At 64.0% G+C, this 20,532-nt stretch carries 17 protein-coding genes; 6 read left to right on the top strand and 11 right to left on the bottom strand.

The features are described from left to right. Positions 1 to 78 precede the first annotated feature (78 nt). The 6 genes from CXR03_RS13210 to CXR03_RS13185 form a co-directional block, all read right to left on the bottom strand. Positions 79 to 1,260, bottom strand: a complete 1,182-nt coding sequence (locus CXR03_RS13210) for an FAD-binding oxidoreductase (RefSeq protein WP_104104251.1) — start codon at positions 1,258 to 1,260, stop codon at positions 79 to 81. 9 nt (positions 1,261 to 1,269) lie between these two features. Continuing rightward, positions 1,270 to 2,895, bottom strand: coding sequence for a GMC family oxidoreductase (locus CXR03_RS13205; RefSeq protein ID WP_104104250.1), 1,626 nt, complete (start codon positions 2,893 to 2,895; stop codon positions 1,270 to 1,272). Further along, positions 2,892 to 3,518, bottom strand: a complete 627-nt coding sequence (locus tag CXR03_RS13200; protein ID WP_181034598.1) for a hypothetical protein — start codon at positions 3,516 to 3,518, stop codon at positions 2,892 to 2,894. Before CXR03_RS13200 ends, CXR03_RS13205 begins: the two co-directional genes overlap by 4 nt. Further along, the gene (locus tag CXR03_RS13195) at positions 3,515 to 4,552 is read right to left on the bottom strand and encodes an NAD(P)-dependent alcohol dehydrogenase (protein WP_104104249.1); all 1,038 of its coding nucleotides are present in this window, start codon (positions 4,550 to 4,552) and stop codon (positions 3,515 to 3,517) included. Before CXR03_RS13195 ends, CXR03_RS13200 begins: the two co-directional genes overlap by 4 nt. A gap of 228 nt (positions 4,553 to 4,780) precedes the next feature. Further along, positions 4,781 to 5,923: an alpha-D-ribose 1-methylphosphonate 5-triphosphate diphosphatase gene (locus CXR03_RS13190; RefSeq protein ID WP_104104248.1), complete on the bottom strand. Its 1,143-nt coding sequence runs from the start codon at positions 5,921 to 5,923 to the stop codon at positions 4,781 to 4,783. Further along, on the bottom strand, positions 5,917 to 6,633 hold the full coding sequence (locus CXR03_RS13185; RefSeq protein ID WP_104104247.1) for a GntR family transcriptional regulator: 717 nt from the start codon (positions 6,631 to 6,633) through the stop codon (positions 5,917 to 5,919). Before CXR03_RS13185 ends, CXR03_RS13190 begins: the two co-directional genes overlap by 7 nt. A gap of 188 nt (positions 6,634 to 6,821) precedes the next feature. Between CXR03_RS13185 and CXR03_RS13180 the strand changes: the two genes are divergently transcribed. From CXR03_RS13180 to CXR03_RS13160, 5 genes are read left to right on the top strand one after another with little or no spacing between them, the layout of a single operon-like run. Continuing rightward, complete coding sequence (locus tag CXR03_RS13180; RefSeq protein WP_104104246.1) at positions 6,822 to 7,775, top strand: phosphate/phosphite/phosphonate ABC transporter substrate-binding protein; 954 nt, start codon at positions 6,822 to 6,824, stop codon at positions 7,773 to 7,775. Continuing rightward, positions 7,772 to 8,596: a phosphonate ABC transporter ATP-binding protein gene (phnC, locus tag CXR03_RS13175; RefSeq protein WP_104104245.1), complete on the top strand. Its 825-nt coding sequence runs from the start codon at positions 7,772 to 7,774 to the stop codon at positions 8,594 to 8,596. Before CXR03_RS13180 ends, phnC begins: the two co-directional genes overlap by 4 nt. Beyond that, positions 8,596 to 10,278: a phosphonate ABC transporter, permease protein PhnE gene (gene phnE / locus CXR03_RS13170; RefSeq protein WP_104104244.1), complete on the top strand. Its 1,683-nt coding sequence runs from the start codon at positions 8,596 to 8,598 to the stop codon at positions 10,276 to 10,278. The genes phnC and phnE overlap by 1 nt, the downstream gene beginning before the upstream one ends. Then, complete coding sequence (locus CXR03_RS13165) at positions 10,254 to 11,327, top strand: zinc-binding dehydrogenase (RefSeq protein ID WP_104104243.1); 1,074 nt, start codon at positions 10,254 to 10,256, stop codon at positions 11,325 to 11,327. Before phnE ends, CXR03_RS13165 begins: the two co-directional genes overlap by 25 nt. A gap of 54 nt (positions 11,328 to 11,381) precedes the next feature. After that, entirely contained in the window at positions 11,382 to 12,080 is a 699-nt protein-coding gene (locus CXR03_RS13160) for a phosphonatase-like hydrolase (protein ID WP_104104242.1), read from the top strand. A 74-nt stretch (positions 12,081 to 12,154) separates the two neighbouring features. On the opposite strand, the gene CXR03_RS13155 is transcribed toward CXR03_RS13160, so the two are convergent. The 4 genes from CXR03_RS13155 to CXR03_RS13140 all read right to left on the bottom strand — a co-directional run bounded on the left by CXR03_RS13155 (position 12,155) and on the right by CXR03_RS13140 (position 18,709). Continuing rightward, on the bottom strand, positions 12,155 to 13,117 hold the full coding sequence (locus CXR03_RS13155) for a D-2-hydroxyacid dehydrogenase (RefSeq protein ID WP_104104241.1): 963 nt from the start codon (positions 13,115 to 13,117) through the stop codon (positions 12,155 to 12,157). 122 nt (positions 13,118 to 13,239) lie between these two features. Next, positions 13,240 to 15,534, bottom strand: a complete 2,295-nt coding sequence (locus CXR03_RS13150; protein WP_146070515.1) for a zinc ribbon domain-containing protein — start codon at positions 15,532 to 15,534, stop codon at positions 13,240 to 13,242. A 227-nt stretch (positions 15,535 to 15,761) separates the two neighbouring features. Next, a complete protein-coding gene (locus CXR03_RS13145) occupies positions 15,762 to 16,772 on the bottom strand; it encodes an SGNH/GDSL hydrolase family protein (protein WP_181034596.1) in 1,011 nt (336 codons plus the stop codon). Positions 16,773 to 16,795: 23 nt separating this feature from the next. Then, positions 16,796 to 18,709, bottom strand: a complete 1,914-nt coding sequence (locus CXR03_RS13140; RefSeq protein ID WP_146070514.1) for a zinc ribbon domain-containing protein — start codon at positions 18,707 to 18,709, stop codon at positions 16,796 to 16,798. 769 nt (positions 18,710 to 19,478) lie between these two features. On the opposite strand from CXR03_RS13140, the gene CXR03_RS13130 reads away from it, so the two are divergent. Further along, positions 19,479 to 19,976, top strand: coding sequence for a hypothetical protein (locus tag CXR03_RS13130; protein WP_104104236.1), 498 nt, complete (start codon positions 19,479 to 19,481; stop codon positions 19,974 to 19,976). Here CXR03_RS13130 and CXR03_RS13125 read toward each other — a convergent pair. Then, positions 19,973 to 20,332, bottom strand: coding sequence for a hypothetical protein (locus tag CXR03_RS13125; RefSeq protein ID WP_104104235.1), 360 nt, complete (start codon positions 20,330 to 20,332; stop codon positions 19,973 to 19,975). The genes CXR03_RS13130 and CXR03_RS13125 overlap by 4 nt on opposite strands. Between the last annotated feature and the right edge of the window lie 200 nt (positions 20,333 to 20,532).

The raw sequence follows: 20,532 nt of genomic DNA, 5'->3' as shown, positions 1-20,532 counted from the left end.
TGTCCAAGCGAAAACAAAGCGTGACCTGCACGAAGTTCTCTCTTGAAAGCCCCTCACCGGCTGCGTAGTGTTTCAAAGTTAGCCGAAGACCCCGGCGTTCCCGGCCCGCACCGGAACGTCGCCTGCCATCCGCTCCGGCCGGAACGGAGCCAACATCGGATGCCGCCGGCCGGAGAGGATTTCCCGCGCCAGCAGCTCACCGGCAATCAACCCGAGAGTCGCTCCGGAATGCGTAAACGCCACGTAGCAGCCGGGCAGCCCGGTCAGCTCCCCCAGCACGGGCCGGCCGTCGCCGGGCACCGGCTTCAACCCGATCCGCCAGCTCTGTGCCACCAGCCGCGGGTGGCCGGCAAGCAGAGCCGAGGCCTCGTCCACCAGGTCCAGCACCACCTGCGGATCCACCGACCAGCCGCCGTCGTCATTGGGTGTGATCTGATCCAGATACCAGGTGGAATCCATCGCGAGCCGGGAGCCCGGATGCGGCCGCACGGATACCCGCGGGGTGTTCAGCACTGCCCTGAGGCCGTGTGCCTTGGGTTCGGTCACCACCAGCATGGCCAGATCCGATCCGTCCTGCAGCTGCACGCCCAGCCCATCAAGCAGGGCGGGAGTGCCGGCGCCGGCGGCCACCAGCACCACGTCAGCCGGACACACCTCCCCGGATTCAGTGCGGAGCCCGACGGCGGCGCCTCCTTCCACGATCACGGAGGCCTGTCCCGCTGCGGTGACCAGGGTTCCGCCGAGCAGCGCGAATTCTGCCAGCAGGTGCCGGATGAGGTGTGGCAGGCTCACCCAGCCCTCGCCGGGATTGAACAGCACTTCGGCCGGCAGTGCCGCCGGGTCCAGGCCGGGGGCCACGCCGGCAACGCCGCTCGCCGGAACCAGCCGTGCGTCATATCCGCGGTCCCGCTGCGCCTCGCACCTGTCCGAGAGCGCACCGCCGTCCCAGTACACGCCGCCGTCGAACCGGAGCCAGTCGAGGTCAGGGTTTTCCGCGAGCAGGGTCCGGTAACGGTCCAAGCCGGCCAGCCGCAGCTGGTGATACTCCGGCGGATAGCCGCCGCCGGAGTTCAACCACGAAAGGGAGCGACCCGATGCTCCGCTGGCCGGATGCGCCTCAGTCACCAGGGTGACGGACGCTCCGCCGCGCAGCAGCTGCACCGCCGTCGACACTCCCAGAATCCCGGCGCCGAGCACGGCGATCTGCGGCCCGCTCCCGGAGCCCCCAGCAGCGGTGCCCCCGGCAGCGGAAGAACTCACAGCCGCACCTCAGATCTCGCCCAGGGCCATCTGCGCCGACAGGTACTCCGCCTGCCGGATCGCCAGCGCCACAATGGTCAGCGTGGGGTTCGCTGCCGCGCCGGTGGTGAACTGCGAGCCGTCGGAAATGAACAGGTTCGGCACGTCATGCGTCTGCCCGAACCCGTTGCACACCCCGTCCTCCGGCCGCAGGCTCATCCGCGCCGTGCCCATGTTGTGGGTGGAGGGATACGGCGGCGTCCGCACCGCCGAGGTCGACCCCACAGCTTCATACAGCGCCTGTCCCTGCCCGTAGCCGTGTTCGCGCATGGCGACGTCGTTGGGATGGTCGTCGAAGTGCACGTTCGGTACCGGGAGTCCCAGCGGGTCGGTGACCGTGGTGTTCAGCGTGACCCGGTTGGTTTCCTGCGGCATGTCCTCCCCCACAATCCACATGCCGGCGGTGCGCCGGTAGCCGTCCAGGATGGAGGCGAAGCCCGGTCCCCACGCCCCGGGGTCCACGAAGGAGGCCAGGAACGCCGGACCGAGCGAAATGGTTTCCATGTAGTAGCCGCCGGCGAACCCGCGGTCGGGATCATGCCGGGACTCGTCCGCGATCAGCCCGGCCATGGTCTCACCGCGGTACATGTGCACCGGCGCCTCGAACTGGGCGTACACCGAACCGGTGGTGTGGCGCATGTAGTTCCGCCCCACCTGCCCCGAGGAATTCGCCAGCCCGTCGGGAAACAGCGGCGAGCCCGAGAGCAGTAGCAGCCGCGGCGTTTCGATCGCGTTGCCCGCCACCGCCACCACCCGCGCCTTTTGATGATGCAGCTGTCCGTCGCCGTCGGCGTACACCACCCCGTCCACCCGGCCCTCGGGGGTGGAGGTGATCTGCACGGCCTGGCTGTCCGGGCGCAGGTCCAGCCGGCCGGTCTTCAAGGACTTGGGAATCTCGGACACCAGCGTTGACCATTTGGCGCCGGACTTGTCGCCCTGGAAGTTGAAGCCGTCCTGCACCGAGGCCGGCCGTCCTTCATAGGGTTCGGCGTTGGTGGCGTAGGGACCGGTGGCAAAGTGACGGTAGCCCAGCTTCTCGGCACCGTTGGCAAACACCTTGTAATTGTTGTTCGCCGGAAGCGGCGGCCTGCCGTGCACATGGGTGGAACCCATCTTCCGCTCGGCGCGGTCGTAGTAGGGTTCCAGGTCCTCCAGGGTGAGCGGCCAGTCCAGCAGGTTGGCGCCGTCGATCCGTCCGTAGACGGTGCGGGAGGTGAACTCGTGTGCCTTGAACCGGGGAGTGGCGCCGGACCAGTGCGTGGTGGTGCCGCCCACGGCCTTGACGATCCAGGCGGGCAGGTTCGGGAAATCGCGGGCGATGCGCCAGGTGCCGGAGGTGGTGCGCGGATCCAGCCAGGCCATCTGGTTGAACGCTTCCCACTCGTTGTTCACGTAGTCCGAGTTGGTCAGGAACGGTCCGGCTTCGAGCAGCACCACTTTCACGCCCTTTTCCACCAGTTCGTGGGCGAGCGTGCCTCCCCCGGCGCCGGAGCCAATGACGACGACGACGGTGTCGTCGTCGAGGTCAAAGTGCGCCGACGCGGACAGCGGGTCGGTGGTCCCCGTGGGAGAGAAACTGCTGATGTTCTCGCTCATTTGCTTCCTCCTCCGCGCTGCTGCGGTGCTTGGGCTCCGGTGCCCGATTCCGGGGCCGGTCCTGCGGCTCTGGCGGCCGACGAGCCCGCCGCGGCGTCAGTTTCAGGCTGGCGGGGCCGGCCGGGCTGAATCACCGGATACGGCAATGGTCCGGTGTCAGGTACGGAACCTTCGGGTGCTTCGATGCGGGGTGTGGGAAGCCAGTCCAGGTCGGCGAAGCCGCGGTGCAGGTAGCCGCCCTTGTCGAAGGAAGGTCCCTCGTAGCCGAGCACTTCCCAGACCTGCGGATCGTCGTAAAGGTTCAGCACCGTGGTGCGGCGGATGAAGCCGAAGAACTCCAGGTCGGAGACCCGCCGCAGCACCGCGAGCGCCCGCTCGTCGGTCAGGTCCAGGAACGGTTCCTCTGACTGGGCTCCCAGCGCAATGAGGCCCTGGGTCAGGACCACCCGGAACCAGGTGGACGCGTCAGCTTCGGTGACAATCCGGCTGGTCATCCGCTCGTAGGCTTCATCCGGGAAGTCAGGATGCGGAAAGGCCGTTTTGATGATGCGTTTGAGGATGGCGCGGGCTTCGGGTGTGAGCGTGGTTTCGTTCAGGGTGGGGTATTTGGCCGGGTATGTCATGTGCTTCTTCCTCCTGCTGGCGGGATGAGGATGCCGCGGCCGGTGAGTTTGCCGGCGTCGAGGTCATGCATGGCTTGGACGGCGTCGTCCAGATCGTAGGCGGTGGTGTGCAGGGTGATGTCGCCCTGGGCGGTGAGGGTCATCAACTCCACCAGGTCCTGATAGGTGCCCACCAGGTTGCCCACCACGGAGATTTCCCGCGAGATCAGCTCGATGGTGGGAACCCGGACCTCGCCGCCGTACCCGATGGCGTAGTAACTGCCCCGGTTGCGGAGCATCTCCAGGCCCTGTGCCTCCGTGCCGTGTTCACCCACGAAGTCGAAGACCACATGCGCTCCCCCGTCCGTGGCTTCCCGAACGGCAGCGGTGTCCGGACTGCGCAGCACGGTGTCCGCGCCCAGCTGTGAGGCCAGGTCCAGGGCAGCCTCAGAGGTGTCGATGACGGTGATGGTGGCTGCGGTGAGCGCTTTGAGTGACTGCACGCCGATGTGTCCCAGCCCGCCGGCGCCGATCACCACGGCCTGGGTGCCGGGATACAGCAGCGGGGCCGCCTTCCGGACCGCGTGGTAGGCGGTCAGGCCGGCGTCGGCCAGCGCAGCGATGTCCGCCGGCTGCAGGGCGGGATCCAGTTTCACGACGGCGCGGGCGTTGGTCTTGAGCTGTTCGGCCATGCCGCCGTCGGTGTTCAGTCCCGGAAAGAGGGAGTTCTCGCAGTGCGAGTCCTGTCCTTCCCGGCACGCCGGGCACAGTCCGCAGGTCACCAGCGGATGCATGATGACGGTGTCCCCGGGCGCCACGTTGGACACGGCCGACCCCACCTCCCGGACCCAGCCGGCGTTTTCATGGCCCAGGATGTAGGGCAGCTGCGGATGCTGGATCGCGTCCCACTGGCCTTCGATGACGTGCAGGTCGGTGCGGCACAGGCCCGCGGCGCCCACGTCCACAATCACATCCCACGGGCCGGTGATCTTTGGCTCGGGCACCTCGTCAATGTGTGGATCTTCGTCGTAGCGGTGCACCCGGACAGCTTTCACGCCGCACTTCCTTCCCCGTTGAACTCGGTCAGCTGAAGTCGGCCGGCGGGATTCGGCTACGGAAATTCAGTGTAAGGAATCCGTCCGGCAGTGCGTCCCAGTCTTATCCGGAGCAGGTGCAGGGTCAACGGGTATCGCGATTGTCCTGCGGGGCGGGTGCAGCAGGATCTTCCACCACGACACCTCACCATCGAAAACCCGCGCCCTGAGCGCGAAACCTCCAGCCCCTCAATGAGCCGCCGTCAGCGTGCGGATTGCCCGTGGACGATCGTGCTCGTCGGAACACAGGACCAGATCTGCCCGGTACCCGGCTTTCAAGGTCCCCCGGTCATGTAACCCGGCGGCAGCAGCAGGATTGGCAGTAATCATGGCAATGGCGGAAGGCAGCGTTGCATGGCCCAACCGGGCAAGTTCGAATGCGGAGGACAGGAGACTTGAGGGCAGGTAATCGGAGGCCAAAATGTCCAAGACGCCGGCCTGTGCAAGTTCCAGGGCCGAAACATTCCCGGAGTGAGACCCACCGAGCAATACATTCGGTGCTCCGGCCACGGTGGCTATGCCCTTTGCATGGGCATGTTCGGCTGCTTCCAACGTCGTGGGGAATTCGGCAATTTCGGCATTCCGCTCAATTAGTTCATCAATCTCCTGTGGCGTGACAGGATCATGGCCCATGAGCCTGATCGAATTATCCGCAGCAAGTTCCGCCAGCCAATCAAGGGTCTGTTGCCTGAAGGGAATCTCCTCATCACGTTCGGCTATTAACCGGTCCACGTGCGCTGATGCCTGCTTGACAGTCATATGCTCGGCCTCGAGCAGCCACCGTTCCATCACGGCGCGGTCGCGGTACTGCCCTTGCCCCGGAGTGTGGTCTTCGTAGGAGACCAGTGGAGTCCCGTTGCCGCCTAATTGTTGGCGGAACATCTGAACGCCTTTTCTGCATCGCACATCGAGACGGTGCAAGACCCGGTGATCCATGCGCGGCCCGGGGTGGTTATTGACGGCGTCGTGAACATCTGGCGCCTGCGGAGAATTGATAGGGATCCCGACCGCGGACTTGGCTTGGAACGACACCGCGTGAAAGGCGGTGGTCACTCCGGCGGCCAACAAGTTTCCCTCTGCCGCCTGCATCGCCAGGTCGATCGGCATATTTACTCCCGGGCGCGGACGATACTCACGAGCCAGCGCATCGGTATGTAGATCAATGAGTCCCGGTAGGCAGAGATTTCCTCGGCCATCGATGTCCGCCGACAGCGCCTGCGGATGGTCGCGGATCTCCTCGATGACACCGTCAGCCACGCTGATCAGCTGATCGTCAAGGATCTGTGTGCCGAGAACAGCGCGAACATGGCCCAGCGTATAGGTGGCTACCACTTGCCCACCTCCGTAACTACGTCAAAGACGTCAGGACGCAGATAGCTCTCGACGTACTCGAGCTTTTGCCCCGAGTCGGCACAGCAGACCAAACCACGCAGCAGGATCTGCGGCGGGCGGCCCCGCAGCCCAAGCATCTGCGCTATATCTGCCGGCGGAGATGAAAGTCTGCTCTGGCTCCATTGCCGCACGGGGCTGTACCCGTAGTGACGGCGCAGCACAGCGTCCAAGGAATCATCGATCCCCATGGCTGTTGCCAATCGCGGAACCCGAGCGGCCGGGAGCACTGAGAACGCGGTGCTGACCGGATCATTGTCGATAAAACGAACTCGTTCAACCACCGTCACTTGAGCGCTGGCGTTCAATCCCAGAATCTCTCGTTCGGTAACGCTGGCTGGCCGGGTGGCAGGCCTGCTGTTCACGGTTCGCGGATTGGCACCGGCAGCCCTCACGGTACGCGTGAAGGACGGGGCAATCTCGGGTCCGATCCGGTATTCGAAGCGCTGGGCCCAAAATGTTCCGCTGCCCTTGATCCGACGAATCAACCAGCGGCGTTCCAGCTCATCAAACGCGGCCCTGATGGTCTGCCTATTAACCCCAAAGCGGGAACCCAACTCGTGCTCCGAAGGCAGCGGCTTCGAGGGCGGCCACTGCGCATATTGTTCCAGAATCTGTTGAGACAACCTGAGATAGGTGGGTTCTGCGTTCATGCCATGATCCTAGCTCCAATATCGCAAAAATCCTTGAGATTCCGGGAATTAAACACTGAGTGAACGTTAGGCAAACTAACCCAATCTGTCTAGACATATATGTTTTTGATCGGCCATGCTGAATTCGAAAGCCCTCCGAAAGAGCTTCGGAGCAACTCCCGCAGACCCACCCAGGACAGGTTTCCTCAATGAAACGCAGAACACTCGCCATCACCGCAGCACTGGTCGCAGCCACAGCGCTCACGGCCTGTGCCCCGGCCGACAAAGGCCTCAACGCTGCGGGGTTCCCCTCTGAAATCGTCATTGGCGCCATCCCGAATGAAAACTCCTCTGACCTCACCGGAACCTACGAGCCTCTGATCAAGATGCTGGAAGAGGAAACCGGTTCCAAGGTGTTGCTGCAGCAAGCCAGCGACTACGCGGGCATTGTCGAGGGTTTGATTGCGGACCGCGTGGATATCGCATTCCTGGGCCCGTTCTCCTACGTCATCGCCACGACCAATCAAGCAGACATCAAGCCCCTGGGGTCACTGGCCGGTAAGAGGGGCGAACCCTCCGGCTACCACGCGCTGGGTATCACCCAAAGCAGCAATACGGCGGTGAACAGCATCGAGGACTTCGCTGGCAAAGACACCTGCTTCGTTGATCCCGGGTCCACCTCGGGTTTCCTTTATCCCGCAGCCGGACTGATCGATGCCGGCGTGGTAGCCAGCGGCAAGGAATCAGATATCAGTGCCGCACTCAAACCCATTTATGCGGGCGGCCATGACGCCTCAGCGCTCTCAGTAAAGAACGGCGACTGCGAGGTTGGTTTCTCAATGCAGTCAATGGTGGAGGAAACCCTGCCGGGCAAGGGCGAACTGGCATCGGGTGAGCTCAAGTCGGTGTGGACTTCCGAAAAGATTCCGGGTTCCGTCTTTGCTGTGCGTAACTCGCTGGGAGATGCCACCACCGAGAAGCTCACGGCGCTCTTCACCGAAAAAGCCAACGCCGACTACTTCGAATCACAGGGCTTCTGCTCGGCTGACGACTGCCTGATTACCGGCGAACACGCATGGGGCGTTGTCCCAGCAACCGACGAAGACTACGAAGGAATCCGTAACGTCTGCGCTTCCACCAAATCCGAAAAATGCGAATCATGAGCCTGATCCATGCGACCCACTCTAAGGAGTCACAAGCTGTGGAGCCTGAATCCTCCTATGCCATCCAAGCAACGGGCCTTCGCAAAAGCTTCGGGGAAACTCATGCGCTGCGCGGCGTTGACCTTCAGGTGCCCACCGGTGAAATGGCAATTTTGCTGGGCCTCTCCGGCTCCGGAAAATCCACCCTGTTGCGCAGCCTCAACGGTTTGCACCGGCTGACCGGCGGCGAAGCAACGGTACTGGGCGAGGCCATACACACCGCCAAACCCCGAAGGATGCGTTCACTGCGCTCACGCGTCGGGTTCATCTTCCAGCACTTCAATCTGGTGGGCAGACTGACCTGCCTGGAGAACGTGTTGATCGGCGCCGCCGGCCGGATTCGTGGCCCACACTACGGGCTATTGACCTACACGCGGGCACAACGCCGGGAAGCTCTTACACATCTTGAACGCGTAGGACTGGGCGAGCTGGCTTTCCAACGCGCCGATTCACTCTCCGGCGGGCAGCAACAGCGCGTGGGCATCGCCCGGGCGCTGATGCAAAAGCCCGAGCTGATCCTTGCCGATGAACCGGTGGCTTCGCTTGACCCGCAGAACGCAGCGAACGTCATGGACCTGTTGTTCCAGATATGCCTGGAAAACCGCATTACGGTAGTTTGCACCCTGCACCAGGTGGATTTGGCCCTTGAATGGGGACACCGGATCGTGGGATTGCGCAACGGCACCAAGGTTCTCGACGAACCCGCCTCGGCATTGAACAGATCACGGGTTTTGGAACTTTATGGACAGTTGGAACCCGAAGCGGAAGTCATTCCCCAGTGATGTCCACCGAAACCCGCCCGGATGCATCATCTGAAAAGTCCCCCGGGACAGCCGAGACCGCACAATCCGGCCATAAGACTTTCCTGCTGCCGCCAGTGACCCGCGAAAGAACCACCCTGTGGATCATGCTTGCCTCACTGATACCACTGACCCTGTGGGGCGCCGGGCACATCGAATTTGATCTGCGTGCACTGGGCAGTGGATTCAACGACGTGGCAAACCTACTGGCGCGCATGCTTCCGCCGGAAGTTTCCGACCCGCCGCGCGTCTTTGACCTGCTCCTCGAAACCCTGATGATGGCCTTGCTCGGCACCGTACTTGCCACCCTCATCTCCATCCCCTTAGCGTTCTGTGCGGCGGCAAACACCACCCCGCATCCGCTGGTTCACCGTGCGGCACGCATGATCATCACCATGTGCCGGGCCATCCCGGATCTGGTGTTCGCAGTACTCTTCGTCCGGGCACTGGGCATCGGCATCATGCCGGGCATCCTGGCTTTGGGGCTGCACTCGGTGGGCATGATGGCCAAGCTGTTCGCAGACGCCATCGAATCATCCGAATCAGGTCCTCGCGAAGCGGTCCGCGCCACGGGCGCAGGTCGAATGGGTGAACTGCTCATGGGAGTACTGCCCCAAGTGGTGCCCTCGTGGATCGGTACTTTCATCTACCGCATCGACATCAACCTGCGCACCTCGGTGGTGCTCGGCTTCGTCGGAGCCGGAGGCATTGGGTTTGCCCTGCAGGACTCCTTGCGCGGGCTGATGTATGAAAACGCCATGGGAATAGTCCTGATCATCCTGCTGGTCATCGCCGCCATGGAAATACTCTCCATTGGATTGCGTCGCACCCTGTTGAACCCGTCGTTCTCCGGTCCCGCACCGCGGGCCATTGGCCCGGATTCGGCCATCCGTCCGCCATGGAACAGCGAACGCATCATGCGTACTGCTGCTGGTTCCGCAGTGGTTGTTGCCGTCTTCTGTTCGATGGCTGCTCTGCGCATCAACCCACTCACTCCGCTGTTGAACATGGGGGAAATTGCCGCGGTCTTCGGGAAGCTGCTGCCCCCAAGCATTGATGGCGTTGAGGTGCTGCTTATCCAGGCGGCCATCGAGACGTTGGCAATCGGGTTGGTGGCCACCGTCATCGGCGCGGTACTTGCCGTCCCGGTGGGAGTCCTTGCCGCGTCAAACATTTCCCCCTCTGCGCCGGTGTATTTCGCCGCCCGCACACTGGTGTTGGTGGTCCGGGCCATTCCGGAACTGATTCTGGCCGTAGTGTTTGTCGCCGCAATTGGGCTCGGCCCCATGGCAGGTGCCATGGCCTTGGCCGTGGGAACCATTGGGTTTCTGGGCAAACTGGTAGCCGATTCCATCGAAGAAATCCCGTTGGGCCCTCTTGAGGCGGTGCGAGCCGTCGGCGGCGGCTGGTGGGATCAGCTACTGAATGCGGTGATTCCGCAGACCATGCCGCAGCTGATAGGGCATCTGATGTACATGCTGGATGTCAATATCCGGACCTCCACCGTGCTGGGCATCGTGGGCGCGGGCGGCATTGGCTTCCTTCTTATGGAATCGGTAAGAACTCTGAACTTCAACGTGGCCGGAACCATCATCCTGCTCATCTTCGCCATTGTCTTCATTATCGAAAGGCTGTCCGCATGGATACGCAAACACGTCGCCTAACTACGAGCGCCCAAGTCTGGAACGGTGGACAGGTCTTCGAGGCTCAGAAGCTGGAAATGCCTGAACTTGCAGCGGGTGAAGCGGTGGTTGCCATCGATCTGGCCACCATCTGCGGTTCGGACATCCATACGGTCACCGGGCGTCGGGCTGGTCCTTCCCCCTCCATTTTGGGACATGAAGCGGTGGGCCGGATCGTAGCTGTCGGCCCCGGGGGTGTCAGAGATTTCCTGGGCAAGGAATTGCTGCCCGGTGATCGGGTCATCTGGAGCGTCACGGTTTCTTGTGGCAGCTGTGACCGGTGCACGGCCGGGCGAACCGCCAAGTGCCGCTCCTTGCTCAAGACCGGACACGAACCCCTGGGCGGGCCCTGGGGGCTTTCCGGTGGATATGCCTCGCACATCCACTTGCCGCACGGGATCACCGTGGTGTCGGTGCCGGACCGCGTCAGCGATGCGGCTGCCGCACCCGCTGCCTGCGCCACCGCAACGGTGATGGCCGTGCTCGAGGCTGGCGGCGATGTCAGAGGTCAACGCGTCTTGGTCAGCGGTGCCGGCATGTTGGGCATTGTTGCCTGCGCGGTGGCGGCCCACCGCGACGCCGCCAGTGTTGAGGCCAGAGACCTGAATCCCGAACGTCTGGAACTCGCCCGCGAGTTCGGTGCCACCAGTACCCGGCTGGCTACCGAGCCCGCTACCAGCAGTTCGCACGATGTTGCGGTGGAACTCTCCGGTTCCCAGCCGGCGGTCCTCGCCGCCTTGGAGTCCCTGGCCATCGGCGGCCGTCTGGTACTTGCCGGTTCCGTGGCTCCGGGCCCCAACGTGGCGCTTGACCCCGAACGCGTGGTCCGGTCCCTGCTGAGCCTGACCGGTGTGCATAACTATGAACCGCGCCATCTGCAGCTGGCCATGGATTTCCTGGCCGACACACAGCGCACCCACGATTGGGATTCCTTGGTGGCAACCCCACGCCCAATGACCGAAATAGGTTCATTGATGCAGCAGCCGCAGGGGCGCATTCTGCGTAGTTCCCTCGCACACCACAGGAGCTGACTAAAAACGTCCTCCCCGCTGATGATCTCCCCCACAGAATAGAAAGCATGAGAAATGATTGAACTTGTAGTTTTGGATATGGCAGGCACCACCATCAATGAGCACGGAAACGTGTACAAGGCACTTGAGTTCGTTGTACTTGACGCCGGGGCAACGCTTGACGCTCAGGACCTGCAGACCTGGATGGGTGCAGATAAGACCGAAGCGATCGCGGCGTTGCTGGAGCTCGGTGGCGTCACTGCAACGCCGGCACTGGTGCAGCAACAGTTCGCGGCCTTCCGCAGGATTCTGGCCGACTTCTACGCGCAGACTCCGCCGGAGCCCATCGCCGGCGTCGAAGACGCTTTACGCACGCTGAAGGCTCGTGGAATCAAGATTGGGCTCACCACCGGTTTCTCCCGCGACGTTGCGGGTCCCATTCTGGAGACGCTCGGTTGGGGCATTGGCGAAGGCGAGCTGTTAGACGCAGTGGTGACCAGCGACGAGGTTGCCGCCGGCCGCCCGGCCCCCTTCATGATTCACCGGGTGATGGAAGCAACGGGTGTGCAAAATGTTGCTGCCGTGGTGGCCGGCGGAGATACCGTGGTTGATCTTCTCGCCGGGTCCAACGCCGGAGTGCTCACCCTGGGCGTGCTCACAGGAGCGCTTGGGCGCGAACACCTTGAGGCACACCCGCACGATTGGGTTTTGGAGAGTGTTGCGGAGCTTCCCTCGGTGCTGCAGAACGCAGAATGGGGCAAGAACGAGCGTTAACCCTTAGGGATTGCCACCGACAAAGCAGGCACCCGGCAGTTCCAAGGGTTCACCGCAAGCAGGCAGACCACCTGCTAAACGACGAATCCCAGCTCTTTGTCCACCACGTTCATGAGCGGCCGGCCGGCCTTCCAGGCGGCGAGGTTGTCCGCGAACTGCTGCGCCAGCGCCGGCAGCTGCTTTTGGGCGTCTCCGGAAAGGTGCGGGGTGACAAGCACGTTCGGCAGTTCCCATAGCCCGCTGTGTCCCGGCAGCGGCTCGGTCTCGAAGACGTCCAGGGCTGCTCCCGCCAATTTTCCGGCGCGCAGCGCGTCCTCCAGCGCCGGCTCATCGACCAGGGCTCCCCGGCCCACGTTGACCAGGACCGCCGTCGGCTTCATCGCCGCCAGCACGTCACGGCCCAGCATCTTCCGGGTTGCCGGCGTCAGCGGCGCGGCCAGCACCACATAGTCAAATTCTCCGGCGACGGCGGCGAAATCTTCGCTGGCATGGACCGTGCCAAAGTCGGGGTCGCCGGTGCGGGCGGTGCGCCCAAGGCCCTGCACCTGCATCCCGACGGCGTTGAGCAGCGCGGCGGTGCAGCGGCCAATGCTGCCGGTGCCTGCCACCAGCACGGAAGCCCCCGCCAGATCCGTGGTGGGGTACCGCTGCCACTGCCGTTGCTGCTGCTGTGCCGCTGCCCGGCCAAAGTCCTTCGCAAAGTGCAGCACCGCTCCCAGCACGTGTTCGGCCATGGCCCGGTCAAAGATTCCGCGCGCATTGGTCAGCACAACGTCGGAGGCCACCAACTCGGGGAAGAGCAGCTTATCCACCCCTGCGGCCGGGACATGGATCCACTGCAGCGAGTCGGCAGCCGGCCACGCCTGCCGGACGCCGTCGGCGAAGAAGTCCCAGAGGTAAAGGATGTCCGCCCCGGCCAGGGCCTCCGGCAGGTCCGCGGCGCCGGTGATCCGGATCTCGGCAACCTGCTCAAGGGCGGCCAGTCCGTGAACGGGTTCGTTACCGGCAAGGACTGCGATGACGGGTTGAGGCTGCATGGGTTCAACCCTAAGGGGAAGGGCGGCGACCGGATAAAAGGAATGACGCCGGACAAAAAGAACCGGCCGGTGCGAAAGGCACCGGCCGGTTCCTGAGGGATTGTGGCTAGACAGCCGGCAACTTACTTGGTGACAAGTTCCAGCGTGTAGTCGACCTCTTCGCCGCTGCCGTCACCCTTCACCAGCTCCACGGACAGTTCCTGTTCCATTCCGGCGCTCAGCGGAATGGTCAGTTCCTCCTCGTCATTGGTGACGGGTACCTTGTGCGTTTTCCCGTCAAGGGTCAGCACGAGGGATCCGGGCTTGTCCCAGGCCCCCATGTAGCCCTCGGTGGTGACCACCAGTTCCACGTTGGCGCCCTTGGGCACGTCCAGGACGTGTGTCTCGGTGGGACCGGGGTATTCGTCGAGGGTGAGGTAGTTGTACTGCAGCGTCTCGAAACCGTCGATCGCGGAGGGCGCCACCTGTTCCTGGATTGTCACGGAACCGGAGTGTTTGACGTCGTTGCCCTTGTCGGCGAATTCGTCGGCCCACTCCTCACCGGCGAAGATGACCACCTTGTACTCTCCGGCGGGGGTTTCATCAGCGAAAAGCTCATCCGATGACGTGATCTCTTCTTTGCCGTCCTTGGAATAGACGGTGTAGCTGCTGTAGCTGTCCCCGCTGCCCTCGCCCTGCAGTGTGGTGTCCTCCTCCAGCTTCAGCGTCATGACGGCGTAGCCGGCCGAGTTGAACTCCAGATCCGTCTCCTCGTCCAGGGTCATGGTTCCGGCAGCATCCTCGCTCCGGGCCAGGTCCAGCATGGCCAGGGCCTGTTCGCGGGTGATGGTATCCATCCACTGCAGGGCCAGGTCGGTGGTGGTGTCCATGATGCTGACTTTCCACTTGCCGTCTTCCTTGACGCTGGACAGGCCCAGCTGCGGGAACGCGCGCATGATGGCTTCGTCGTCGAAGCTTCCGTTGGTCATCACATAGCCGGACTCGCCGCGGCAGTATTTCTCCGGCCCGGATTCCATGCAGTCAGCGGTCAGGGACAGGGCTTCCCCGTCGGCCTCCATTTTCAGTTCTTCCACCAGCGCGCGGCCGCGGTCGCCGTCTTTCTCGGCGTCCTTGAAAGAGTTGGCAGTGATCTCCAGGCCGGAGTCGATGCCGCCGTCCATGGCTTCATCCAGGGCGCCGCCGTAGTAGTGGACCGCGTTGCCTTCGTAGCTCATGAGGTACTTGCCCAGATCCGTGAACTTTCCGCTGTCCAGGATTCCCGGCACCGCGCCCACCAGGGCCTGAGCTGCTTCGGCCGGCGAGTCGGCGCCGTCCGTGGGTTCGGGCAGCGAACCGCGCTCGTTGCCGGTGAGCTGGAGAACCAGTTCCAGGCCGCTGTACATGGGGCTGACGTACCAGCGTCCGCCGTCCTTCACCGCGGCCACGCGCAGGCCCTCGCCCTCGATGTCCAGATCCGCCAGGTCAGCGGTCTCGTCAACGGCTTCCATCTCGCCGGAGGCTTCCAGACCTGAGCGGACGGCTCCGGTGGTCTGTTCCGGATCAATTTGCAGCCGCACGGTTCCCGAGGAGAAGTTCAGGACGGCCAGCTGGTCATCCACTTCGGTCACCGTGGGTTCCACGTTCTCGAAGGTGACGCTGATGCCGTCAAGGTTGATCTCGTCGTCGAACTCGTCCTCAACGGAATCTTCGCCCACCTTGTTGGCGGCCTCGAAGATGCCGAATTCCTCGACCTTGTCCATGAATCCTTCCTGGAACTTGTCCAGGGCTTCACGCTCCGCCGGTGCCACCATGGTGACCAGGCCAATGCCGTCCTTGGTCTCGATGGATTCGATCAGTTTCTCCGCAACCTGCTCGGGTGAGCCGGCTCCGCCGCGGATCATGTTCTGGATGAAGAGGAAGGCTCCAACACCAACTGCCACCAGAACGACGGCGACTGCACCGAGGATGATGGCCTTGCGGTTGGTCTTCTTGCCGGATTCCGGAGTGTCACCGCCTGCCGGCCCTTCCGGACCTGAGCCGCCGCCGTCTCCCCCGCCGCTGCTGGGCGGTCCGCTGTGACCGTCCCCGCCGGCCGGAGCCCCGTATCCGCCGCCGGGCTGCGCGGGCGCGGCATGACCCGGCCCGCCGGTTTCGATGATCCGGGTGGCCCCGGTGGAGGCGGCTGCACCCTGGGCCGCTTGGGTTTGGGGCGACTCGGGTTGGGTTGCTTCCGGCCGGGGCGCCGCTGCCGGCGACGCTGCTTCCGGCTGGCGGGCGGCTGATTCCGGAGCCTCCGGAGTCTCCGGCGGAACCGGAACGGCTCCGGTGGCTGCCCCCGCGGCCTGCGGTGAACCGGCGGTATCGACGGGCCGCCGGCAGTTGGCACAGAACTGCCACTCCGGCTGCAGTTTAGTGCCGCAGGACATACAGAAGTTCATTATTTTGTTTCCCCCATGATCAGTTCCGGGGCATGCAGAGTGACAACCCCCCGGAAATTACAGTGCAATATTTTGAGCCTAACAGAAGCTAATGGGAGGCCCGAAAAGTATGTCGGATGCCTGTGGATATCCGAATCCGTTCTCCCGCATTGGAGAAACCGTTCTGCCCCGGACGGGAATTTCTCCCCGAAATTGTGTGCGGCCATTTTTGGCAGCAACCGCATTGTCTACGACGGGTGGTCCTCCATCCACTGCAGGAGATCACCGGTCAGCACCCGGTAACCTTCCTCGGTGGGATGCAGGACTTCCTGGGCCGCGGACACGGATGCGGCCGCGTTCAGGAGCGGCCCCAGGCGGGCGGTGACCACCAGCGGATCGGCGCTGCAGGCTCCGCGGCCGGCGAAGGAATCCTCCAGTGCGTCCACGTACCGCACGTTGGGCAGCCCGGCAGCCGCCACCGATTGTTCGATGGTGCTGTTCAGGGCATCGGTGATGTCCAGCCCGAAGGACAGTTCCTCCGGAGAAAGCCGTCCGCAGGCGTCCTGCCCCGGGTTATGCGCAGCGTCGAAAAGCCGCGGATACGGCAGGACCAGAACCGGTGCCCCCGACGCACCAAGCTCGGTGTACAGCCGGGTTAGCGGAACCCGCAAATCCCTCAGTGTCTGTTTTGTTGCCTGCCGGAGCACGGCGTCCCCGGCGCACGACGTGTCCTCGACTATGCAAGCCTGCAGCAGTTCGGCAAAGCCCGCGTCATTGCCGCCGATAAACAGGAGCACCAGATCCGGACGGACCCCGCGCAGCTGATCCAGCTGCGCGGGAACGCCGGCGTTGCCGTGGCCCTGCATCTGCTGGGCCGAGCCCAGAGCGGAAATCCGGGCACGCGAGCAGGCGGCGTTGTGGATAACGGTGCTGTCGCCCGCTGCGGACAACAGCCCGGCCGCGCTGCGGTGGCACAGGCTATCGGCCACTCCGTCCACCGGCTGATAGGAGCCGGCGCCTTCACCGGCAGCGAAGGAATCACCGAGCAGGACCACATCCGCCGGACCGCCGGTATTCCCGAGCAGAGCCGCCAGGCGTTCCCCGGTGTCCGCGGCAGCGGCATCCGGGGCAGCAGCATCTTCAGCCGCTGAGGAAGCCGCGGACGGTGTGCCGCCGTCGATCGCCGGACCGGTCGAGCAACCGGCCAGCAGCGTTCCCGCCAGCAGCAGACCCAGCGACAGCCGTGGCAGCGGCGGCATCGCACCGGCCGCAGCCCTCTTCATCAACCGCGCTGGCGGAGCGCTTGATCAACTGCCGGATCGCCCAGCTCTGATAGCCAGGCCAAAAGGGCCGGATACGTGGACGGATTGGCCGCCACCGCGGGCCGGGCCAGCGGATGATTCGCCGCAAGTTCCTGCAGCCGTGCCAGCGGAGTTCCCGGGTTGGCGGCCTCCGTCAGAACGTCAGGATCGACGACGACGGCGGCCGCCGCCGGCGCGGACTGCGGCGGGTTTGTGCCTCTGTCCAGGGGGGCCGTCTCCTCAGATGCACGGTCGCCCTTGTCCGCCGGGGATCCTGCTGCTGCTTCGGTCACCGGCAGCTGGGGTTCGGCAGGCGCTTCGGCAGGCGCACCGGCAAAACTGAACCCGGATGCTTCAGATCCGGCGGCGGCGGGCAGGCGGCGGAACTGCTCCCGGGACGCGGCCGGCAGCCACAGCGTGGCCAGTAGCGCAGCCGGAACCACAAAGGTGAGCAGCATGATGACCGGACCAAGATAGAAGTCCTCGTCCTGCACCACCCACACGATCAGAAGCACCAGGCCCAGGACAACCAGCAGTCCGGCGTAACCGCTGGGCATGATGTAGGCGGAACGGGGATCCTTGCCCGTGAGGCGCAGGGTGAGGATGGCTCCTGCGGTGAGCAGCAGGCCAAAGAACAGTGCGATCACCTGAGGAACGAGTCCACCGGAGTAGCCATCCACGGCGACTGTAATGACTGTGTCAGCCGATCCCAGGGCGAGTACAGCGCTGAGGCCTGCCGCCAGGAAGAGCAGCGGCTGCAAAGTGTTACGGGTGTCTGTGGGAGCAACCTTGGACGCTTCGGTGAGACGTGCCACCGACGGAGCCGATACGGCGGCTCCAAACGCCATCCAGAAAAGCAGGGAGAAGCCGGGGACAAAGGCCGTGACGGACAGCTGCAAAAGGGTCAGCTCTTCGAACAGGGCCAGCAGCGAGAGGAAACCGGAGCCCAGGGCCAGGGCAACACCCGCCCGCCGCCAGCCGTCGGACCGCTGATTGACCCGGACGGCGATGATCAACAGGACCGCAGGGCTGGCCAGCGCCATCAGTGTGGCCACGATTCCCCAGCCGGAGGACCCTGAGCCGCCGTAGGCCGCCCAGTACCGGATGATCTGAACCAGGGCCACCACGGCAGCCAGCGCGGCAACACCGAGGGTGACGCGGATCCAGCGCCGGTTCCGGGGCTCGTCCACGGCTCCCGGCGCAATTTCGGCGCGTCGCGGCTGCGCCGCCAGCAGTGCCCCTGCAAGGCCGAAGGCCACTGCCGGGCCGAGTGCGGCAACGGCGCCGGGGTCGAAGCGGTCCGCAGAAATCAGGCTGAGTGCGGTGTAGACCAGAACCATGAGCACGTACGGTGCATTGGCCAGCAGCTTGAGGTCCTGGATCCTGCGGTAGCCTGTCGCGGGCCCAAAAACGCCTGCCCGCCAGACATAGCTCAGGCCCAGGGACAGCAGGCTCACGAGGGTGATGAGAACTACGTCCACCCGCGCGGCTGCCTTGGACGTTCCGTCGCTGCCGTAACTCCACGCCATGAACAGGGACATGATCAGGGCCAGGGCGGCGGCGCCGTCGCGGACGTAGTCGCTGATCGGAATACCCGTGAAGGCACTGGCTGGTTTCCGGGCCCCGGCCGCACCCGCAGCGGACGGCTGTGCCGGGGAATAATCCTGCGTTGCGGCGGATCCTTCCCCTGGAATGCTCCGCTCCCCCATCGCTGCTCCCTGTCCCGAGACGGAACTGCCGGCCGCAGCGGCATATTCGGGCTGCCGCTGGTGGTCCGGAACGGTTGCGTCCGCGGATGACGCCGTCGTCGGAACCTTGAGTACCGCGGCTCCGCAGCTCACACAAAAACGGGCTTCCGGAATCAGTTGTTGCCCGCATTGACCGCAGAATTTCATGGCAATCCCCCTTGATGATGGTTGGTCATTCGAAGGTCCGGCATGCGCACGAAAACCTTCGGGGAATAGCCGGGCAGCCGCCCGCGTCTGAGTGTAGGCACCCTGGGGAAACTCGTTTTGCAGCGTCACGTATTTTCCCCCCGGAAAACGGGGAAACGACGGGTGCGTTCCCCCAACAACACAAAACTATTCCAGCGAGGAGCCTAACAGGATTCCACCCCTCAGCAGGAAAACAGGCACCGCAAGGACCCGTCCTGAAATTCGAGAAGCATCGGAACAAGTAAATTGTCGGCAATGATGCATGCGCCGGCGGCTGTTGTACCGGAGGGTCTCAAGGTCCAAGCTGCACGGTTCGGAACGCAACCACTTCGAACCCGCCAATCCGGACGGAGAATACCGGCCAGTCCACCTTCGGCTTTTTCCTGCTCGTGTTCGATCCGCCGTGAAGGTCCTGCTGCTCATCTGCCCTGCGCCGGCGGTCTCTTCGCCTCCGCCGGCGATCCGCTGCCGCCAGGTGCTCCTGTTGCAGCGTCTTCGCCATTTCTATTTCCATCAGGCCCATCTGTCTCACCTCCTCGGCCCGGATAATTCACGCTAGGCCTGCCCGAAGGCGCAGCAGAGAGAATTGCGGACAGGTTCGGTCCTGAGCCGTTGAGGACCGGAATGACGCATCAAACTTCCCCGACGCAGTCTAGGAACCCGCCCGAACGCTGGCTCACTATCGGTGCCCGCAGGTACCGTCGAAGGACGCTTCTTCCGGAGGTCTCCCATGGAATGGTTGGCATTTACCGCGCCCGTCCTCGGCCTTATCGTGGGAATCGGCGCCGGCTGGGGCACCCGTTCGGGCATCGACCGCCGCGACGAGTCGGTCGCTCTGAACGCGCTGATCATGGACCTGCATTTGAAGCGCTCCCTGGCCGCCATTCAACCCCAGACCGTCGAGGGGTCCGACGGCGAAGCCCGGCTGCGTCCCACGGTGATGGACGCCCGCGACAGGATCCTGGAAACCCTCACCCACTTGCGCAGCGGCTCTGCCAACACCGGAGTGCTCATGCGGATGGCAGCAGCCTGCACTGTCTATCTCCGCTCAGCCAGCCGCGAGCCGCAGCGCTATCAGTTCGCACTTATGGAACTGCGCGAAACCCTGGACGACGGTGTGCGCCTGCTCAGCGACGGACGGCGCCGGGTGCGCGGTTTGCCGCCGGGTGAGCGTTCGACGGCGAAACCCGGCCAGCGGCCGTCGCGCCGTCCCGTTCGCCGTCGTTAGTGAGCGGCGCGGGTGGAGCGTGTATCGGGGTCCCGCCGCCGAGGCGGCGGGGGAATCGGTCTGCCGCTCAGCTGGGTGAGTCTTACTTGTGCCCCAGAAACGACATCGAACGCAAGGGCACGGACGCGGGCGGCTATGCGCTTAGTTGGTTTGGGGGCAACAACCCGCAGGATCACCCATGCGACCACCGCGTAGGAACTGATACTCAGGAGCAACGGTGCCAGAACCACAGGCCCGCTGGGGCGGTCATTGAACAGGCGGAACATCAACAGGATCAGGGTCACCCCCAGCCCCACGCCAAGCAGAGACGGCGCGGCTGTTTCAGAAGTGGTGGCAGTGGCGGCGGCTTCAAGCATGGGAGTATTCCTCCTGTTCCGGTTCAGTGTCGGTATCGGGGCGGACCCGGCTGATCAAGGGAAAACGCGGCCGCATCCCGGCAAGCGATGCCCTTGCTCAACGAGGTGGAACGGTGTCCTGCCCCGGGCTAAGGCAGCGTGGCAGGACACGGTCAGAACAAAAAGGGAGGCCCGGTCCCAGTGACCGAGCCTCCCGTCCA

This window comes from Arthrobacter sp. 08Y14 (genome assembly GCF_002929455.1).
Taxonomy (GTDB): domain Bacteria; phylum Actinomycetota; class Actinomycetes; order Actinomycetales; family Micrococcaceae; genus Arthrobacter_B; species Arthrobacter_B sunyaminii.
Note: the sequence above shows the minus strand (reverse complement) of the source record. Positions and strands in the feature narration are given on the sequence as shown.

Coding starts and splice junctions, on each gene's coding strand:
- CXR03_RS13205 (WP_104104250.1), bottom strand. CDS start 2,895: ATGAGCGAGAACATCAGCAGTTTCTCTCCCACGGGGACCACCGACCCG.
- CXR03_RS13200 (WP_181034598.1), bottom strand. CDS start 3,518: ATGACATACCCGGCCAAATACCCCACCCTGAACGAAACCACGCTCACA.
- CXR03_RS13185 (WP_104104247.1), bottom strand. CDS start 6,633: ATGAACGCAGAACCCACCTATCTCAGGTTGTCTCAACAGATTCTGGAA.
- CXR03_RS13180 (WP_104104246.1), top strand. CDS start 6,822: ATGAAACGCAGAACACTCGCCATCACCGCAGCACTGGTCGCAGCCACA.
- phnC (WP_104104245.1), top strand. CDS start 7,772: ATGAGCCTGATCCATGCGACCCACTCTAAGGAGTCACAAGCTGTGGAG.
- phnE (WP_104104244.1), top strand. CDS start 8,596: ATGTCCACCGAAACCCGCCCGGATGCATCATCTGAAAAGTCCCCCGGG.
- CXR03_RS13165 (WP_104104243.1), top strand. CDS start 10,254: ATGGATACGCAAACACGTCGCCTAACTACGAGCGCCCAAGTCTGGAAC.
- CXR03_RS13160 (WP_104104242.1), top strand. CDS start 11,382: ATGATTGAACTTGTAGTTTTGGATATGGCAGGCACCACCATCAATGAG.
- CXR03_RS13155 (WP_104104241.1), bottom strand. CDS start 13,117: ATGCAGCCTCAACCCGTCATCGCAGTCCTTGCCGGTAACGAACCCGTT.
- CXR03_RS13150 (WP_146070515.1), bottom strand. CDS start 15,534: ATGAACTTCTGTATGTCCTGCGGCACTAAACTGCAGCCGGAGTGGCAG.
- CXR03_RS13145 (WP_181034596.1), bottom strand. CDS start 16,772: ATGCCGCCGCTGCCACGGCTGTCGCTGGGTCTGCTGCTGGCGGGAACG.
- CXR03_RS13140 (WP_146070514.1), bottom strand. CDS start 18,709: ATGAAATTCTGCGGTCAATGCGGGCAACAACTGATTCCGGAAGCCCGT.
- CXR03_RS13130 (WP_104104236.1), top strand. CDS start 19,479: ATGGAATGGTTGGCATTTACCGCGCCCGTCCTCGGCCTTATCGTGGGA.
- CXR03_RS13125 (WP_104104235.1), bottom strand. CDS start 20,332: ATGCTTGAAGCCGCCGCCACTGCCACCACTTCTGAAACAGCCGCGCCG.